19 protein-coding genes, 1 pseudogene and 1 riboswitch are annotated in these 19126 nt (G+C 42.6%); of the genes and pseudogenes, 13 read left to right on the top strand and 7 right to left on the bottom strand.

Annotated elements, in window-relative coordinates; all coding sequences use genetic code 11:
• Positions 1–103: 103 nt before the first annotated feature.
• From R7P69_RS05600 to R7P69_RS05570, 7 genes are all read left to right on the top strand, one after another.
• Positions 104–496, top strand: coding sequence for a hypothetical protein (locus tag R7P69_RS05600; protein ID WP_005385575.1), 393 nt, complete (start codon positions 104–106; stop codon positions 494–496).
• 127 nt (positions 497–623) lie between these two features.
• Positions 624–980: a diacylglycerol kinase gene (locus R7P69_RS05595; protein WP_017635149.1), complete on the top strand. Its 357-nt coding sequence runs from the start codon at positions 624–626 to the stop codon at positions 978–980.
• Positions 981–1001: 21 nt separating this feature from the next.
• The gene (locus tag R7P69_RS05590) at positions 1002–2657 is read left to right on the top strand and encodes a phosphoethanolamine transferase (protein WP_054577747.1); all 1656 of its coding nucleotides are present in this window, start codon (positions 1002–1004) and stop codon (positions 2655–2657) included.
• A gap of 123 nt (positions 2658–2780) precedes the next feature.
• Positions 2781–3713 (top strand): Gfo/Idh/MocA family protein, encoded by a 933-nt coding sequence (locus R7P69_RS05585; RefSeq protein WP_017819856.1) that lies wholly within the window; start codon positions 2781–2783, stop codon positions 3711–3713.
• A 218-nt stretch (positions 3714–3931) separates the two neighbouring features.
• On the top strand, positions 3932–4363 hold the full coding sequence (locus tag R7P69_RS05580) for a YccF domain-containing protein (RefSeq protein WP_005373685.1): 432 nt from the start codon (positions 3932–3934) through the stop codon (positions 4361–4363).
• 691 nt (positions 4364–5054) lie between these two features.
• Entirely contained in the window at positions 5055–5393 is a 339-nt protein-coding gene (locus R7P69_RS05575) for a hypothetical protein (protein WP_054577746.1), read from the top strand.
• Positions 5394–5646: 253 nt separating this feature from the next.
• Positions 5647–6495 (top strand): patatin family protein, encoded by an 849-nt coding sequence (locus R7P69_RS05570; protein ID WP_025767954.1) that lies wholly within the window; start codon positions 5647–5649, stop codon positions 6493–6495.
• 142 nt (positions 6496–6637) lie between these two features.
• Here the strand turns inward: R7P69_RS05570 and R7P69_RS05565 are convergent, their stop codons facing one another.
• Positions 6638–7486 (bottom strand): pirin family protein, encoded by an 849-nt coding sequence (locus R7P69_RS05565; RefSeq protein ID WP_054574573.1) that lies wholly within the window; start codon positions 7484–7486, stop codon positions 6638–6640.
• A 401-nt stretch (positions 7487–7887) separates the two neighbouring features.
• Here R7P69_RS05565 and R7P69_RS05560 point away from each other — a divergent pair, with 401 nt between their 5' ends.
• The 5 genes from R7P69_RS05560 to R7P69_RS05540 all read left to right on the top strand — a co-directional run bounded on the left by R7P69_RS05560 (position 7888) and on the right by R7P69_RS05540 (position 10780).
• Complete coding sequence (locus R7P69_RS05560; protein WP_005373691.1) at positions 7888–8097, top strand: cold-shock protein; 210 nt, start codon at positions 7888–7890, stop codon at positions 8095–8097.
• A gap of 240 nt (positions 8098–8337) precedes the next feature.
• Complete coding sequence (locus R7P69_RS05555; RefSeq protein WP_005373692.1) at positions 8338–8547, top strand: hypothetical protein; 210 nt, start codon at positions 8338–8340, stop codon at positions 8545–8547.
• A 50-nt stretch (positions 8548–8597) separates the two neighbouring features.
• Positions 8598–8738, top strand: a complete 141-nt coding sequence (locus tag R7P69_RS05550) for a PA3496 family putative envelope integrity protein (protein ID WP_017633782.1) — start codon at positions 8598–8600, stop codon at positions 8736–8738.
• A 237-nt stretch (positions 8739–8975) separates the two neighbouring features.
• Positions 8976–9075: riboswitch (purine riboswitch) on the top strand.
• Between the two features lie 89 nt (positions 9076–9164).
• Positions 9165–10181 (top strand): adenosine deaminase, encoded by a 1017-nt coding sequence (locus tag R7P69_RS05545; RefSeq protein WP_005373696.1) that lies wholly within the window; start codon positions 9165–9167, stop codon positions 10179–10181.
• A 125-nt stretch (positions 10182–10306) separates the two neighbouring features.
• Positions 10307–10780: a peroxiredoxin gene (locus R7P69_RS05540; protein WP_005373699.1), complete on the top strand. Its 474-nt coding sequence runs from the start codon at positions 10307–10309 to the stop codon at positions 10778–10780.
• A 50-nt stretch (positions 10781–10830) separates the two neighbouring features.
• On the opposite strand, the gene R7P69_RS05535 is transcribed toward R7P69_RS05540, so the two are convergent.
• The 3 genes from R7P69_RS05535 to yghU all read right to left on the bottom strand — a co-directional run bounded on the left by R7P69_RS05535 (position 10831) and on the right by yghU (position 14661).
• On the bottom strand, positions 10831–11238 hold the full coding sequence (locus R7P69_RS05535) for an SPOR domain-containing protein (protein ID WP_005373701.1): 408 nt from the start codon (positions 11236–11238) through the stop codon (positions 10831–10833).
• A gap of 212 nt (positions 11239–11450) precedes the next feature.
• Positions 11451–12620: a D-alanyl-D-alanine carboxypeptidase family protein gene (locus tag R7P69_RS05530; protein ID WP_017819852.1), complete on the bottom strand. Its 1170-nt coding sequence runs from the start codon at positions 12618–12620 to the stop codon at positions 11451–11453.
• A 1183-nt stretch (positions 12621–13803) separates the two neighbouring features.
• On the bottom strand, positions 13804–14661 hold the full coding sequence (gene yghU, locus R7P69_RS05525; protein WP_005373705.1) for a glutathione-dependent disulfide-bond oxidoreductase: 858 nt from the start codon (positions 14659–14661) through the stop codon (positions 13804–13806).
• Between the two features lie 253 nt (positions 14662–14914).
• Here yghU and R7P69_RS05520 point away from each other — a divergent pair.
• Positions 14915–15034, top strand: a pseudogene (locus tag R7P69_RS05520) (dihydrofolate reductase); the annotation flags it as partial.
• Positions 15035–15098: 64 nt separating this feature from the next.
• On the opposite strand, the gene R7P69_RS05515 reads toward R7P69_RS05520, so the two are convergent.
• The 3 genes from R7P69_RS05515 to R7P69_RS05505 form a co-directional block, all read right to left on the bottom strand.
• On the bottom strand, positions 15099–16553 hold the full coding sequence (locus tag R7P69_RS05515) for a sucrose-6-phosphate hydrolase (RefSeq protein WP_042523221.1): 1455 nt from the start codon (positions 16551–16553) through the stop codon (positions 15099–15101).
• Between the two features lie 31 nt (positions 16554–16584).
• Positions 16585–17508, bottom strand: a complete 924-nt coding sequence (locus R7P69_RS05510) for an aminoimidazole riboside kinase (RefSeq protein WP_053349293.1) — start codon at positions 17506–17508, stop codon at positions 16585–16587.
• 165 nt (positions 17509–17673) lie between these two features.
• The gene (locus R7P69_RS05505) at positions 17674–19113 is read right to left on the bottom strand and encodes a sucrose-specific PTS transporter subunit IIBC (protein WP_054574572.1); all 1440 of its coding nucleotides are present in this window, start codon (positions 19111–19113) and stop codon (positions 17674–17676) included.
• Positions 19114–19126: the final 13 nt, after the last annotated feature.

Here is a 19126-nt window from a genome sequence, read left to right as displayed (position 1 = left end):
CGTTTACAGAAGACGACACTTCAATACACTCAAGCGACAGAGCCCAACAATAAAACAGTGTACATTTAATCCATAAGATTCACACACTAAATGGATAGTACTCATGTATAAATCTTTTATCCTGATTATGGCGCTTACTTCTACGCTTACAGCTTGCGCCTACAACCAAAAACCTGTCGTCGACATGACCAATGTCGACCCTAGTACATATGAACAAGACTTTCTTTACTGCCAAGGCTATGCAGAAAATGTCGACAAATCAGAGGCAGCGAAATCTGAAGCCACTAATGGGGCAGTTACAGGCGCATTGATCGGCGCAGCTGCTGGTGCGCTAGAAGACGGATTAGGTGGAGCGGCTGTCGGTGCTGCTGCCGGCGGTGCTGTAGGAGCTGGAGCTGGTGCTTTGAGTGGAACAAATGATTCAACCAAAACTCAATCTCTCGTATTGCGTAAATGCCTCCAGCACAAAGGCTATACCGTCTACGATCTTGATTAAATAAGCACTTTTCTTAAATTATCACGCGATGGATTCTATTCACAAATGTTTCACGCTGTAACGATTAATCTCGTTACCTCTCTGGGATATGTGTTCCATCCCAATGCTTAAATAGTAAGGTCATATTTTGAAGCCAGGTAAAACAGGTATACGCCGTGTCATGGATGCGACCGGCTATTCATTTCAAGGATTGAAAGCCGCATGGACACACGAAGCCGCTTTTAGACAAGAATTGATTCTCGCCTTGGTGCTTTCCGTCTGTGCTTTTTTCCTTCCTGTCACCACATACGAAAGAGTGCTGATGATCAGTAGCCTGTTCTTGGTATTGATCGTCGAACTCATTAATTCCGCCGTAGAAGCGGTTGTCGACCGTGTTAGCGATGACTGGCACGAGCTCAGTGGTAGAGCCAAAGATATTGGCTCAGCAGCAGTATTTGTTGCGTTAACTCTTGCCCTTTTTATTTGGGCTTCGTTCTTGCTCTAATTTTTATTCAAGACACTCATTATGAAGACACATGATTTACAACAGAGAGGTATCTCTTACGTTACCTTTACTTTCCTGTTGGCGCTGTATTTCGCTCTCGTCGTAAATATCCCTATTTATAAAGAACTGATCGGCATCTTTACACACTTAGATAATGTCAAGATTGGATTTATTATCACAATACCAATTTTCTTTCTTGCCGCGCTCAATTTCCTTTTTAATTTATTTAGTTGGCCTTGGATCGGCAAGCCGTTCTTTATAATTTTAATCATTGTTTCAAGTATGGTGAGCTACGCAAGCTATAACTATGGCACACTTTTCGATTCTGGAATGATTGCCAATATTGTTGAAACCGATTCGAGCGAGGCGAGTTCTTACCTGAGTGCTCACTCTGTAATTTGGACGCTGATTATGGGAGTTATCCCAGCGATAATTGTCTTTAAGGTCAAGCTGCAATCTCAACGTCACCAATTACTGTACTTCTCTGTTACCAAATTAGTATCGATGCTGTCGTCGCTAGCTGTCATCGCCGTCATTGCCAGCGTGTACTATCAAGACTACGCATCTGTAGGGCGCAACAATAGCCACCTGAAAAAAATCATCATACCCACCCAGTTCGTTTATAGCGCGACCGGGTATGTGAAGGAGAAATATTTCACCACGCCAAAGCCATATCGAGAAATCGGCACAGATGCAAAGCAGTCAGATAGCGCCGTACAGCAAGCACAGAGCAAACCAACACTACTGGTTTTTGTCGTAGGAGAAACCGCTCGAACGCAGAACTACCAACTCAATGGCTATACACGAGAGACAAACCCTTATACTAGTAAATTGGATGTTATCTCATTTCAAGACGTCGCATCTTGTGGCACCGCGACTGCTGTATCTGTGCCTTGTATGTTTTCACAGCTCACGCGAAACGAGTTTGAACGCACCAAAGCGGATAACCAGGACAATGCTCTCGATATAATGCTGCGCGCTGGGGTTGACCTCATTTGGAAAGAAAATGACGGTGGGGATAAAGAAGTAGCCCACAAGATCAAGAAAATTGAAGTGGATCGAAAGCAAGTAAGCCCTATGTGTAATGGCCAAACTTGTTACGACATGGCGCTATTAGATCATTTTGATCAGGAAGTCGCGGATATGCACGGTAACCGAGTGGTCGCCATGCACCTTATAGGAAGCCACGGTCCGACCTATTTTCAGCGTTACCCAAGAGACAACGCCTTCTTTAAACCAGACTGTCCACGTGCAGATATCGAAAACTGTAGCATCGAACAAATAGTGAACACATATGACAATACAATACGCTACACCGATCTTGTATTGGCAGAAACCATCAAAAAACTTAAAGCGTTAGAGTCTGAGTATAATACCGCGCTAATTTACATATCGGATCACGGTGAGTCACTAGGCGAAAACGGATTGTTCTTACATGGTATGCCTTATGGCCTTGCACCAGATTTCCAAAAACGCGTTCCTTTGATTATGTGGCTGTCTTCAGGCTTTAAACAAGCGAAGCAGATCAATACTGACTGTTTGTATAAACAAGCACAGAATGCAGGCCAATACTCACATGATAACGTGTTCCACTCTTTATTAGGCATTATGGATGTACAAACTCAAGCCTACGATAGCAAGTTAGATATATTCAAAGCCTGCCGAGCCGTTTCCTAAATCATTCAATAAAGCCTGGCTCAAAGTGTGAATCAGGCTTTTTCTAACAAGGTATTTAAACTCATCGCCGAGCCAAGCGTTATACTGACAGTCCGCGATCCATACATCGAGATAAGGACTAGGATGAAAATTGGTATTATTGGTCTAGGGGATATCGCTCAGAAAGCATATCTTCCTGTTATCACTCAGCTTCCAAATATCGAACTTGTATTTTGTACCCGCAACCCAAACACACTTGAGAGCCTAGCTAGGCAGTATCGAATCTCAGAGATCTGCCAAGACTACCAGCAACTTCTGCACTTTGGCGTCGATGCCGTCATGATTCATGCGGCAACAAGCGTACACCCTCAAATAGCGGCATTTTTTCTGCAGCATGGAATTCCAACCTTTGTCGACAAACCATTAGCGAATAGTGCTGATGACGTGGAAAAGCTGTACGACATTGCCGAAAAAGAGAGACAGCCACTCTATGTGGGCTTTAACCGTCGTCACATTCCACTTTACAACCAACATATGCCACAAGTGCAGCAAGGCAACATATCTGACTTAAAGTCGCTACGCTGGGAAAAGAACCGTCACCAACTACCGGGGGATGTTCGTACCTTTATATTTGATGATTTTATTCACCCATTAGACAGCGTTAACGTCACAGCCAAAGCCGATCTAAAAGATGCTTATGTAACTCATCAACTTGAAGGTGGTCAGTTGGCGCGTTTAGATATTCAGTGGCAACATGGAAATACTTTGCTCCACGCCTCGATGAATCGCCACTTCGGTATCACTACAGAGCGCGTTCAAGCTTGTTATGCAAACAAGGCAGTTGAGTTCGACTCCTTCGTTGAAGGCAAACTATGGCAAGCTAACCAAGAGCAAAAAATCAATTTGAAAGACTGGACGCCAATGCTGACGAGTAAAGGTTTCCATTCGATGTTGCTCGATTGGTTTGGCGTCGTTGAGTCTGGAAATATTGCTGATGAAGTAGTAACACGCAACATTGCCAGCCATCGATTGGCAGAGCAAATTTGTCAATATCTCGAGAAAGTTGTCTCTAGATAATGCGATTCTTGGCTATATGCTTGATTGAGTATTACGCTCTATACTAAAAAGACTTGCATTAAGGAAGGCATTCATTCTCTGTTAAGACTACGGCGATTATTCTATCAATCAGGTGAATGAGGGCACAAAAGCACACATTGACAAAACAGACGGTTTAGATTTGTTTTACGGTGCTCTCAGGTATCTGAATCATCACATTCAAGAATAAAGGAAATAGAATGAGAACACTTGGTAACATCATTTGGTTTGTATTTGGTGGCGTATTTATGGGGTTGCTATGGTGGTTTTTTGGTATTTTGGCCTTTATTAGCATCATCGGAATACCTTGGGGGCGTGCGTGTATCGTTATGGGTAATTTTTCCTTTTTCCCATTCGGTAAAGAGGCCATCTCACGCGATGAATTGACCAATGAAATGGACATTGGCACGAGTCCGCTCGGCGTTATTGGTAACGTCCTTTGGTTTGTATTTGCAGGCCTTTGGTTAGCTATCGGTCACGTACTTTCTGCCGCAGCATGCTTTGTCACCATAATCGGCATTCCGTTTGCGCTCCAACACCTCAAGCTAGCGGTTATTTCACTCGCACCAATTGGTAAAACGGTTGTATCGTCAGAAGAGGCTGCAATGGCTCGATACAACATCAATCGTTAGCAAAAAGCTAATGCGCTTTCTATCCTCTGGGCAGTCATGCTCAGAGGGTAACGCCCGTCAAAAGTAAGCCTATAATCGCTATCGCATATTCAATAATGGCTGATTGTATATTCATACCGTCACCTTTACGTTGAAGTTTATCCTAGCTCAGCACTGCTTTACTTTTATAATTAATCAATACACCCAAGTGAGTTCAAGATGCTAGACTCATAGCGTCGTCACTGATTCAAACTCCAAGAACGACGTAACGAAAAAGCGAGCTATCCTATGCTCGAAATATGGGTTCTTTCCCCCTCGAAGTAGAGTTCAACAACAAAAAAGACGAACTATAAGCATAGCCAAAATTAATGCTTTTCGACCTAAAATATCTCACATCAATCAAAGAAAGCTTCTAAGATTTTCTCTTTTTGAGTAAATATAGACAGTTACAGTAGCGAAATTCTTCTCGGTAAAACTCCCCACTCAATCTCATGATCAGTTTTTTTAAAAAACAACAAAAATTCGTTGTTATCTAGAGTAATTATTTTATTTGTCGCAGAGCAATTCCATCAATATCATTTGCGACATCGGAGTGCTAGAGCATTGAACTTTTTAGCATTTATCACAGGTATAGAACGTAAAAAACCTTTTATTACTTATTTTTCTTTTTACATATGTTCTAACTCAACGTCTATTCAGACAGGAATATACCGTGGATAAATATCAAGCAGCTTATGCTAAGCGTCTAGAGAAACTAAATGGGGATCCATCTCCTAAAACGATAGCCCGCCTTTCGGCTTGGGATGCGTTTTTTAACAAGGAGTACGAGCTCCAAGACTTGGAATACCGACTATCGGACGCAGCGCACCAGCACTATGAACAGTCGCATGCGAAGAGCGATATTAGCTTCAAAGAATTCAAACGAGCGTTTTATAATGAATCCATCAAAATTTACAATTTAACGGATGGCGCTTCTATCCAGAAAGTATTCACCCCATTACTTTTGCTTACAACGCTCTGGATAGTGTTTGTATGCCTATTTAACAAGTGATCATCAAACTATTCCAACAACGATCAGTATGGGACTACAGGTATGGCTCTATGTAAGGGGGCTAGTCGGCTCTCCTTCACTAAATTAGCGACTCAATTACCCGCAATTCCATAGGCTAAAAGTGACAAGGGCATCCATCGATGCCCTTTTTATTCAAAGGAACGCAACCTAGACCTTTGGCCCACTTGGGTATAAAACCATTATGCGTTAAGCTGCACGCTATTATCCGATTGATAAAGAGTGGAGCGAAGTGATGGAAAAAGTAGGCTCTCGAGCATTGATTGTCGAAGGTGGAGCCATGCGAGGCGTATTTTCATGCGGCATACTCGATCATTTTCTTGCTAGCGAGTTCTCTCCATTTGATAGCTTTTGGGGAGTGTCTGCGGGTGCTAGCAACTTGGCTGCCTACTTAGCTAAAATGCCCGGACGTAACTTAAAAATCTACCTCGATTACAGCTTAAGAAAAGAATTTATCTCTCCATCTCAACTTCTACGTGGTGGTGATATGATGAACTTAGACTGGATGTGGAATGTCACCCTCGAAGAACTTGGCATCGATAAATCTGCGCTCAAAGCTGATTCACGACCTTTCTTTTTAGGCGTGACGCGTCAAGACAATGGGCAAGCGGAGTACCACCTTCCTGATATCGACGACTTGGCAGAAACAATGAAAGCCAGCAGCGCACTGCCTGTACTTTACCGAAATGGCGTATCACTGAACGGAATTCAATACGTTGATGGTGGCGTCTCAGACGCACTTCCTGTTGCAGAAGCAATAAAGCGAGGAGCCAAAAAGATTATGGTTTTACGCAGTCAGCCCGCAAGCTATCAAAAGCCAAGAGGAAAATTCAGCGCCCTAACTAGGAGGATGTTGAAAGAAACGCCCGGATTAATTGAACCTATGTTGACACGTGAAGTTCGCTACAATCAGACCTTAGCGCTGATCAACAACCCACCACCTGGTATCGAAATCATTCAAGTGTGTCCTCCTGAAACATTCAAGTTGAAACGGCTGAGTCGATCGCCAGCACCACTGCGTCATGCTTATGAGTTAGGAATTGAAGCAGGAAAGGAAGCCATCATACGATGGAGTCAGAAGTAGAAAAAAGCCACGTGGATTAAACGTGGCTAACGCAAATTCGATGGCAGTGGATTATCGTATTTGCTTCTGGTCGAGCCCAATATTCAGGCTCAAAACTGTTTTAATTTGCTCGCTAACTGAAAAAGCGAGTAGGCAGTCCAAACTAGTAAGTTTCAAACAACCCAGAGTTGTAATCTTGGATGGCTTGTTCTATCTCTTCCATGCTATTCATGACAAAAGGGCCATAATGCACCACGGGTTCATTAATTGGCTCACCAATAAAGATCAGTGCACCACTCTCTTTTTCGGCCTGCAATTCAACCCATTCACCTTTCGAGAAAATGGCCATTTCGCCTTGATTGATCTCACGACCTTTTAATTGAATACGACCTTTATAGACATAGAGCATCATGTTGTTGTCTTGATCCGTGTTCAAATTCAAAGCTTGCCCCCCCATCGCTCTCCAATCGGCTACCGTGGCAGCAACACCTGTCTCTGTTAGCGGCCCCTGAATTCGTTCGTTGTTTATAGTCATATGACCCGCAATCAAACGTACAACCCCCGTATTCGGAGTATCAAACTCAGTGATCGTTTCAGGTTGAAAGTCATGATATTGAGCTGGCTGCATCTTATTTTTCGCAGGCTGGTTAATCCAAATTTGGAAACCATGCAATTCGCCTTCCTTCATAATAGGCATTTCGCTATGGATGACGCCTCTTCCTGCCGCCATCCACTGTGCACCACCGGAACGAAGCTCACCAACATTATCCATATGATCACGATGCTGGAAATGACCTTTCAACATATAAGTAAGCGTCTCAATACCTCGGTGCGGATGCGGAGGGAAACCGCCGATATAGTCAGCGCGGTCTTCTGATTTGAGTTCATCCATCATCAAAAATGGAGAAAAACTAGCATGATTGAAACCCGCTACTCGGCGAATTTTCACTCCATCACCATCAGCAGTAGGTTGCGCAGGAATAAGCTGACGAATTTCTCTGAATGTACTCATACTAGTTCTCCTAGTTTATCTTTGTGACCGCTTGCAAATCGCATGTTTAATCTATGGCTATCTATAAGGTTCTATTTTAGGTTGATGAGCTAAAATTATGAGCCATACTATTCGTTCTACTTATTCAACTTTTTCGAACAATACAATTTATCGAGTTAATAATGAGCACATTTAATTTATCTAAAATAAATGTAGCTATTTTCTAAACAAGGTGTATAGTGTGCCTTGGCTCTTAGAAGAGAGCTGTTAATGCAACATTTAGTTTAAGTTTCCTCTCAGTAAAATCTTGAATCCCCAATTCAGACACCTGCGTACAACTTCCTCTTGATTGAACATTCAATAGCTTAGAAAAGATCCACAAAACAAATCATAATTTTAATGTTTAATTCAAAGGTATTTTTATGTCTAAAGTAACTGGTTCAGTAAAATGGTTTAACGAAACTAAAGGCTTCGGTTTTCTATCTCAAGACAACGGCGGCCAAGATGTATTCGTACACTTTAACGCTATCGTTTCTGACGGTTTCAAAACACTGACTGAAGGTCAGAAAGTAAGCTTCAATGTAGAGCAAGGTAAAAAAGGTCCTCAAGCGACTGAAGTAACTCCTCTATAAGACTGCTTTTCTTGGTGTAGCATGCCCATGCTGCACCAAACCTCTCTCCTTCAAAAATATTCTTTCATCAATCACTCAGCCTAATTTTAGGCATTGCTTTGTGCTATCTAAAATAAACTGAATAGTACTGCTTAATTTATTATTTATAGGAAAAATCATGTCCTCAAAAAGAACTGGCCGTCAAAGGCATTGGTATCAATTACTTAACAAAGAGAAAATCACTAAAAAACAGGAGAATAAATGTTAGAAATTGAATTTAATTTAGAACAACCTCAAACCTCTTGGAACGCTAAAATACATCAATTAAATGGTGATATTTTACGAAGGCACGTATTACCGAAACTTCTTTCTCATAGCTTCATGATCGATTTTGAATATTGTGAGAAAACGCAATCTGGAACTATTCTCTGTGATTCAGGTTCAAAGTTAGGAAGTTTTACTGTTAACTGATTCAGTTTTCATGCATTAATGGATAATGCAACTAATTTGGAAGGTATCCAATGGCTAGAAAAAGTAAGAAGCAGTCAGAAAAAGACAAAAAAGAGTCTGAACAAAACGCGGCGGCGGTAAAGCAGAAAACTCGACGCCGCATAGAAGACATTATGGAACAAAGAGAATTTGATAAGTTATTCGATCTATAAATGCTCTCTAGTGCTTTCTCTGCCTTTATCGTTGTGCAAGGTACCGCCACCTACCTTTGCTCAAACGAATCTCCACTCTTTTAGACTACTCTTCTAATTACACGTGCCTCTCACACACGCAAAAACAACTGGCTCCTCTATACTCAAGTGACTTGCAAATAGTCGTTTCGCTCACAGGAAAACCCGTGACTAATGACAGTTAGGTTATTTGCGTATAGCCAAAGCGATATTTTTGCGTATAATCCCTCTCGTTTGCTTCGTATAACCCCAATGATATGGTTTGGGGGTCTCTACCAGTTCCCGCAAAGTGCTGATTACGAAGAGTTGAGATCATCGTGGGTCTTACTCTTTGTGATAGCGTTCGATTTATTTCTATCTATACCTATTCTTAGAGTAACTGCATCCACAATACACATAAGGTGGAATATGAACGCATTTATTCAAGGTCTTCCAAAAGTAGAGCTGCACTTACATATCGAAGGTTCACTTGAGCCGGAACTCTTATTCAAATTAGCAAAACGAAACGGCATCGAGATCCCTTACTCTTCTCCGAGTGAACTACGCAGCGCATATCAGTTCACAGACTTACAATCATTTCTCGACCTCTATTACCAAGGAGCGGGAGTTCTGCGTACGGAGCAAGATTTTTACGATCTCACTTGGGAATACTTACTGCACTGTAAAGAAGACAACGTTGTTCATACCGAAATCTTTTTTGACCCTCAAACACACACAGAACGCGGCATAGACTTTGACACTGTTATCAATGGAATCGCTCGTGCGCTAAAAGATGGTCACGAAAAACTTGGCATTACCTCGCAAATTATTGCGTGTTTTCTCCGTCACCTTTCAGAAGAGAGCGCCATAGAGACCCTACAGGCTATTCTGAAACACCGTGATAAGATCATTGGTGTTGGACTAGATTCTTCAGAACAAGGTCATCCGCCAGCTAAATTCAAGCGCGTATTTAAACAAGCAGTAGAAGAAGGCTTACTTACCGTTGCTCACGCAGGTGAAGAAGGCCCCGCACAAAATATTAGCGATGCAATTGAAATGCTTTACGTGAGCCGCGTGGATCACGGTGTTCGCTGTGTTGATGATGAAGCATTAGTTGAATCCTTAATCGAAAGCCAAATGCCACTGACAGTGTGTCCGTTATCGAATCTTAAGCTATGTGTATTCGACGATATGAAAGATCACAATATTGTGGATTTGCTACGAAAAGGTGTCGCCGTAACGATTAACTCAGACGATCCTGTGTACTTTGGTGGCTACATGACGGATAACTTTCTGGCCGTCAACAACGCACATCCAATGAGTAAGAGTGAACTTGCCCAATTTACAATGAACGCGATTGATGCCAGCTTTATCGATAACGAGTTAAAGGCGAAATATCGTCACCTTGTTAGCCAATACGTAAACCAGCACGAAGCGTTGCAATAAAGGCATAGTGCCACGCCTTAGGTCAAACGCGTAGGTATTAAAACCCTACAAAAACTCTGTGGTTAACCGCATTTATAAACGCTAGACTGAGAAAGCTAAACTAGCACACAAAAAGGAATAGAATCATGATTCAACAAGGCCAAGCTCTACCAGTTGCAACTCTAAGTGAGTTGACTGCCGATGGTATGGTGAACCACGACGTTACAGAACTGTTTGCGAACAAGAAAGTCGTACTCTTTGCTGTACCTGGCGCATTCACCCCTACCTGTTCAGAAGCCCATCTACCAGGCTATGTGGTATTAGCTGATGAGCTAAAGGCAAAAGGTGTTGATTTAATTGCGTGCGTTTCTGTAAACGATGCATTTGTGATGCAAGCGTGGGGCGAAGCTCAAAACGCTTCTGAGATTTTGATGTTGGGTGATGGCGACGCTAGCTTTACTAAAGCATTAGGTCTTGAAATGGATACAGGCGGCTTTGGTGGTATTCGCTCACAACGTTACGCAATGATCATTGAAAACGGCACAGTGACTAAGCTAAACGTTGAAGAGCCAAAAGAGTTTGAAGCAAGCAAAGCAGAAACGATTTTAGCGGCGCTTTAAGCTTACTCCTAAATACAAAAACGGAAGCCATCGCTTCCGTTTTTTGTTGGTTAACGCATTCTCACAACACTCGTTTGTTGCTTACGCTGCATTTCCGCAAAAGTCAGCACAAACGGGGATGACTGCTTTACACGGCTTGGTAATGAAGAAAGCGCATTGTAGGCATCCTGCTTCGTTTTAAAATCACCAACAGTTACCGTATACCAACGCGTGCCTCGGCTGTTTTTCCAGTTAACCCAAACCGGATGCTTAGGATCGATATAGCGAATATAATCTTTCACATCTTTTTCTTGCTTTAGCGCGAGTACCTGCATCGTGTAATGGTTTGGGTTTAAATAACCATATGCATCCTGAGAGGTCATGACTCCAACACATTGGCCGCTATCGACCTCCTGCTGGTAAGGCATAGCGCAGCCCATGAGCGATAAAATCAATGTCAAAGATAAAATCTTGTGCACGTGTCACTCCATTCTTGTTCTAGTTTCTTTTCTCTCGCACCCAAAAACACAAAACGCTCTTGGTCAGGTAAAAACACACCCTTACAAGAGGGCCTGTGTTTTAACGCAACGAGTATTCCAAAAACGTAAGGCGACCACGTTGGTCGCCTTAGTAAACTGATTTAATAGAAAATTAACAAGATAGAGTGATATAGACAGAAGTTCGCTACTGTTTAGAACCAGCTAGCGACCAATTGCTTAAACCAGTCTAAAATTCGCTTGAATAAACTGCCTTCCTCCACGGACTCCAATGCAACGAGCTCGGCTTCATTTACGACCTTACCGTCGACTTTGTAAAGCACTTTACCAACCACTTGTTGCTCAGAAATTGGCGCAACTAAATCACCGTTGTATTCAACTTCCGCTTGCAGATTTTTTACATCTCCTTTTGGCAAAGTGAGATAAACATCGTTAGCTACGCCGACAGTAAGCTCGTCTTTTTCGCCCATCCAAACTCGAGCTTTCGCAAGTTCCGCACCCGCCTCAGTCGGCATTACCGTATCGTAAAAGCGGAAGCCATAACTCAACAGCTGCTTGCTTTCTGATTCACGAACATTCTCACTCTTCGCTCCCATCACTACGGCAATCAAACGCATATCACCTTGTGTTGCAGAAGTCGCTAGACTATAACCCGCGCCGCTTGTATAACCAGTTTTCATGCCATCGACATTCATACTACGATCACGAAGCAAGCCATTACGGTTGTATTGAGTGATGCCATTGTAAGTAAACGAGGTTTCGCTATACAGCGGATAGATATCAGGTAAGTCACGAATAATCGCTTGGCCCAACTTGGCAATATCATAAGGTGTCGAATATAAACCGTCACTGTCTAGGCCGTGAGGGTTGGTGAATGCCGTGTTAGACAATTCAAGCTTGGCGGCCCAACTATTCATCAAACTCACAAACCCTGATTCACTTCCCGCAACATGCTCAGCAATAGCGACACTGGCATCGTTACCAGATTGAACAATCAGACCACGGTATAAGTCAGACAAAGAAACGGAAGTATTGACTTCAATAAACATTTTTGAAGAATCTGGGAAATTTTTTGCCCAAGCATTTCGGCTGATGACAACCTCATCATTCAACGTAATATTGCCTGTATTAATTTCTTGACCAGCTACATAAGCAGTCATCAACTTCGTTAAACTCGCGGGGTTTAAACGTTTGTGGGCATCACGTTCAACCAGTACTTTCCCCGTATGGAAGTCCATCAAAACATAACCACGAGAACTGAGTTCTGGCGCATTTGGCACAACTGAAGGCGCAGCATAAGCCAACGAGGATACAGCAGCGAACCCTGTAATTAACACTGTGTGTAATATAGTACTTTTTCTCATCATGACATCTTATCTTAGTAGCATTTAAGGCTTACAAACGGTACCCGAATTAATTCAAAGCGCGGGATTACCTAGTTAAAAAACGAGTATATTGAAACGGCGCTCAGTTACAGCCACCTTGTTACGATTGGTTACTTTTACTCAATGTTTGTCGAAAATAATGAGAGGTAGGTAGAGCTTTCGTCTTGAAGAATGAAACAGGAGCGAAAATAATTCCGTAACGCTATGTTTTTTGAGAGGGGAGAAAAAGCGCGCAAATCAATTCAGGGAGTAAGTTGGTATAGGAAAAGTAGTTGAGCTTTTATCCATATCTAAATAGGAAACAACAAAAACAATCAACAATAAGTCCAGCTAATTACTTACCAAGAAAACATATTGAAAACGCATCATAAAATCGTAATTAATTATCGATAAATTTAAAAACCTAATATTATAATTTATGTAAATTTCATTTATTATTAAACTGGAGAAAAATACAGCTTTCCTTTTTTAAAACTAAGAGACGATTTTTTCGATGTTTTTAGGTTTATCTCATCAGAGAACTTGGTATAACAGTGAGGGATAAGACATCCGGACTTAGCGCGAAAGGATAACCCACTGTTATTTAAGTTCACACGCTGCTTTTTAATGACTAGAGACTTTAAACTGCGGTTACCTTCGGTTTGTGCGGCTATTCTTTGACGTATCCCAACCCAGTACGACTCAAACGACGACATCATACATATCCTCTTTCATGATATAAGCATTAATAATTAAACATCGCTAAAAGCTAAGCTTGTCTTAAATAAAAGTACTAGAAATTGATTTTATTTCTTCAAAACAAATCAACCCGCATATTCCACATAAATTTAGTGGTTATGTCAAATATTAATTATCATTAATTTTATTTATAATGGATATAAAATCAGTTTATAATTTTTAAATAATTTAATTATTAGAAAGCAGTATGACCAGTCCATATTTAACATGGAAATATGAGCTTTGTTTTGCATCATAATATATAAATACATTAAAAATTCATCTACGAACTAAATGCTCTTCAAGAGGTGATATAAATTAGCATTTCGAGACTAAATGAGAATAAAAATAGCGCACCGTATATGGTGCGCTATAGATTTGATTAAGGTCACTGTATAAGCATAGATAAAACTAAACTCATTTGACGTAGCTAAGCCAAGATTGCTTATGGTTTAAGTTTCAATACTTTATCAATATCTTCTGCGCTGTGGCGCTCAGGTAACTGCTCCCATTCTTCACCCCATGAACGGTTCACAATTCGACCACGTTTTACCGCTTCACGCTCATCAATTACTTTTGCCCAACGCACAACGTTTTTGTAGCTTTCTACGTCTAAGAATTCAGCCGCATCGTAAGCACGACCCAACACAAGGTTGCCGTACCATGGCCATGTTGCGATATCAGCGATGCTGTACTCATCGCCACCTAGGAATTCATTGTTCGCAAGACGCTTGTCTAATACATCTAACTGACGTTTTGCTTCCATTGTAAAGCGGTTGATTGGGTACTCGAACTTCTCTGGTGCGTACGCGTAGAAGTGACCAAAACCACCGCCTAGATATGGCGCAGAACCTTGCAGCCAGAATAACCAGTTCATTACCTCAGCACGCTTAGCGCCTTCTTTTGGTAAGAAATGATCAAACTTCTCTGCTAGATAAAACAAGATGTTGCCAGATTCAAACACGTTCACTGGCTCAGAACCCGAACGGTCAACCAATGCCGGAATTTTAGAGTTTGGGTTAACAGCCACAAAGCCAGAGCCAAACTGGTCGCCATCGCCAATCTTAATCAGGTATGCATCGTATTCTGCTGCCGTTACGCCAGCCGCCAAAAGCTCTTCAAACATGATCGTCACTTTCTGACCATTTGGGGTACCCATTGAGTAAAGTTGGAATGGGTGCTCACCAACTGGAAGCTCTTGCTCATGACGTGCGCCAGAATCCGGACGGTTGATGCTCGCCCACTGACCGCCGTTTTCATTATCGTTTGTCCAAACTTTTGGTGGAATGTATTCGTTAGCCATTGTTTTCCCTTATTGTGTTTGAATGCATCTTCAAACTGACGGGTCTTACGCGCCAGCAAGCATTATTAACATCACCTCTTCGCCAACTGCGATTAGGCATACTCAAGATATTAGGTCGAATTCGCTAAATAAAAGTCCTGTAATCTCTTTTAGTTAGAACCTTTGGTTATGGGATTTTCTTTCACGCTATAAGTAAAAACGTCACGGTAATGTGAACTAGGTTCGAGATGCCAACGATGAGTAAGCTACACTCGGCGGCGCACCTCTATTTGGGGATTTAGAACAACCGCTAAACTTCAAAGTCACCAAGAATGAAGTTGTTCTGGATACCTTAGTTCAAACAACTTACGTGCGTGATAGGCAGTTAAGTTAGATAGTTAGAAAGAAAAACGCCCTTCACTAAATCAATGAAGGGCGTTTTAATGTATTCAAAACCGTTACTTAGCTGATTCAAACAAACCAGAAATACCTTTCAAAGGGAAAAGCCTTGCTTGCTCCAACCCTCTCAACGTTACAGTATTCAGGTCATCAATAAAGAAACGACTGGTCATCGTGTGTTTGCCACCATTAATGAAAATCTCGATGACAGAATTGTCGATATATATATCAATCGTCTGCTTAGCGTCCAATCTTGGTGCTTTTCGAATGCTACCAAATTCTTCTGCGTACAAATGAGACATGTGACGACGGTCCAGCATAAACTCGTGCTTTGTCGCACTAAAGACGATGTTGTCACCTTTGAGGTTACTCAGCTCAAGTTCAAAGCCATCGCCCTCAAGGTCTAATTGGATCAAACAACTTGTGCTTTCCAGTGTATGGGACTGTGCAAAGACTACCTCTTCTTTTCTTAAACTCTCCAATTCAGGGAGTGGAGTTTGAACAAGAAAACCATCTTTCAACGTTAGTTCTCTAGGAAGAGACAACATTCCTGCCCACTGGTGTGTGACCGATGGCGTGTCGATTTCTGGCAACCCTATCCATGCAATAAGAATGCGACGCCCATTCTCATCTAAATAGGTTTGTGGGGCGTAGAAATCAAACCCATAATCTGGCTGTAAAATATCTTGGTGGTTTTCTAAAGTCATCGACTCTAGGTTCAACTGATCACCCACGATATACGCGACAGAATAGATGTTTTTGAAATCATAAGGATTACTACTGCTCACGCCCTGTGGAGAAAACAGCATCACCGATTGACCATTAATCTCAAATAAATCAGGACACTCCCACATGTACCCAAGGTCAGAGAACTTGGTCTTGATAGGACCTTTATGCTGCCACGTTTTCAAATCTTTGCTTTGATAGAGCGCCATAGAACCATGCTCGGTTTTGGTTTGAGCACCCACCACCATCAAATAGTCGTCGCCTTTCTTCCAAACTTTTGGGTCACGAAAGTGCTCCGTGTAATGTTCGTTCTCAATGACTACACCGTGCTTTTCAATGCTGCCGTCTGAATCCATGGTGGCAAAACACTGTGTTGGGATTCGATTCCAGTTTTGGTCACGCTTGTTGCCAGTAAAAAACAGCAAAGCCTTGTTGTTTTCCACCAAAGCGCCGCCCGAATAGACACCATGTGAATCGTAGTCTTGGTCGGGATGAAGACCCACGCCATGATCAGTAAAATGGATGAAGTCTTTAGTAGAAAGGTGATACCAATACTTCATTCCATGGACTGGTCCCACAGGCGTCCACTGGTAAAAGATGTGGTGCTCACCATTGAAATAGCACAACCCATTTGGGTCATTTAACAGCCCAAATCTAGGGGCGATATGAAAACTAGGAAAGCCTTTATCTTGCTGACGTGAAAGTGTCATTTCTTCGATATCACACTGAGGGATTTGCTCAAGTCGACGATATCTTTGCTCTACAGTCCAACGGTTGTTTAAGCTCATAATTTTTCTCAACTGAAATTGGATCTGAAGATCATTGCCCAATAAATTGCAGCAACTCTGTCTGGGTCGGAAGCGCGGTCATTGCGCCTTTTTGCGTCGTCGCTAATGCACCACAGCCATTTGCCCATTGAATCGCAGAGCTAACAACAGGATGATTTTTCCAATCGTCATGCCGAGACAGGCATGCCAGTAGCCCTCCGACAAAAGCATCACCCGCACCTGTGGTGTCAATCGGACTAACGACTTGACCTGTGATCAGTTCACTCTGACTTTCAAAGACGCGCCAAACACCTTTCGCACCTTGTGTCACCAAGACCAAAGCAATATTCAAAGAGGCTATTTGTTGTAAACCTTGCGCCATCGACGTTGAGTCAGTTAAGAACAAAAGCTCTTCTTCAGAGAACTTAACCACATCGGCCATCGCTACAGCCTTCATCACGACAGCTTGGATTTCTGATTGATCTTGCCACACTTCATCACGCAAGTTAGGGTCAAAGCTAATGAAACCACCAGCGGCTTTTGCTCTTTTGATCGCCTCAAATGTGCTGCTTCTACTTGGCTCATTTGCCAGTGAAATTGAGCAAACGTGTAGCCAGTCACCTTGCTTAAAGTTTGGGATGTCTTCAACAGACATAAACTGATCAGCGCTCGGTTTTACCATAAACGTAAAGCTGCGTTCACCTTGATCATCTAAATCCACCACCACTGTTGATGTTCTTTGCTCTGGGTCTTTAACGAGAAACTCCGTGCTCACGCCCTCTTGATCGAGCGTTGATTGCATGAAGCGACCAAATGGGTCATCACCTACACGTCCAAAAAACGCACTCTTACCAGATAGACGAGCAATTGCTACGGCGACATTCGCTGGTGCACCACCGGGACATTTGAGTAAAGAAGTCTCAGATTCCGGTATTAGATCGACAACAGCATCACCAGTTACCCACACTTGATTCATCTTGCTTACCTTGAAATTAAAGCCCTGATAGTCCAACGTGTTGAACACCTTCACTACCAAGTAAAAATTGAAAAAGGCTAGCCAAGCCATTAGTGCTTGGCTAGCACCCCAAACATTTAGGAAAAGAAGTGGATTTTGGGGGACTCCACCCTTAAGGAGTTCAGATTAAGCCGCTGCTTTTCTACCGGCTTTAGCGCGGTCACGCATACCAAGAACAATGGTGAGAACAAATGCGGTCAAGAACGCGATCACCATACCCGCGATGTAGTACCCAATCTTCTCTGGCGTAATAGAAATGATGCCTGGAAGACCTGCTGCACCCAATGCCTGAGCTTTCACATTAAACATTGTAATGAACGCGCTCGATAACGCCGCAGCGCAAACTGCCGCAATAAATGGGTAACGTAGTTTTAGATTAACACCAAACATGGCTGGCTCTGTAATACCCAGCAAACCCGTAACACCCGATGGAATCGCAATACCTTTCATCTTCTTATCTTTGCTCATCACGCCCACCGCCAACGCTGCCGCTCCTTGAGAAACGTTAGACATCGCCGCAATAGGAAAGATAAAGGTGCCGCCCGTCGTCGCAATATCCGCAAGAAGTTGAGTTTCAATCGCAATGAAGCTGTGATGCATACCAGTAATAACAAACGGAGCATAAATAAGACCAAATACCGCACCACCAACAAAGCCAGCAGTGTTGTATAGCCAGTTCAGACCATCACCCAATAGGAAACCGATATCACGCGTGAACGGACCGACGACAGTAAACGTCAGCAAACCCGCTATGAAAATCGCCAGTAATGGCGTTAAAAGGTTGTCTAAAACAGAAGGTATGACTTTACGTAAGCCTAGCTCAACCTTCGCAAGAATGAATGCCGATACCAAAACCGGTAACACCGAACCTTGGTAACCCACTTTTTGGATTTCAAAGCCAAGAATATTCCAAACCGGAATGTTGCCAGACACAGATGCGCCGCCGAATCCCCAACCATTCAGCAAGTCAGGGTGAACCATCAACATACCTAGCGCCGCCCCTAAATATGGGTTACCGCCAAACTTCTTACTGGCTGAAAATGCCAGCAGAATAGGCAGGTAAACAAACGGCGCGTTCGCAAACGTGTTGATCATGTTCGCCAAGTCTGTCAGTCCTGGGTTGGCATCAATCAAAGATTTGCCATCAATGAACAAGCCTTGAGCAGTCAATAAGTTATAGATACCCATCAACAAACCACCAGCGACGATTGCGGGAATGATTGGGACGAAAATATCAGACAGCCCTTTCACCGCGCGCTGAACAATGTTTTGTTTCTCTGCGCCAGCAGACGCAACGTCGTTGGTGGACATTTCATTCATCCCCGTCAACTTCGCCATTTCTGCATAAACTTGGTTTACGATGCCAGATCCAAAAATGATTTGGTACTGACCCGCAACTTTGAACTGCCCTTTTACTCCTTCAAGGCTATCAATCGCTTGTTCATCTATTTTTTGCTCATCTGCAACGGCAAGGCGTAAGCGTGTCGCACAATGCGCAAGTGCGGTGATGTTGCTTTTACCACCTAATAGAGTTAACAACTCTTTTGCTACTGCCGGATAATTCATTTCATACCCCATT

The sequence above is a fragment of the Vibrio sp. 661 genome (assembly GCF_033339315.1).
GTDB lineage: Bacteria > Pseudomonadota > Gammaproteobacteria > Enterobacterales > Vibrionaceae > Vibrio > Vibrio alginolyticus.
This window is presented reverse-complemented; position numbering and strand designations above follow the sequence as displayed.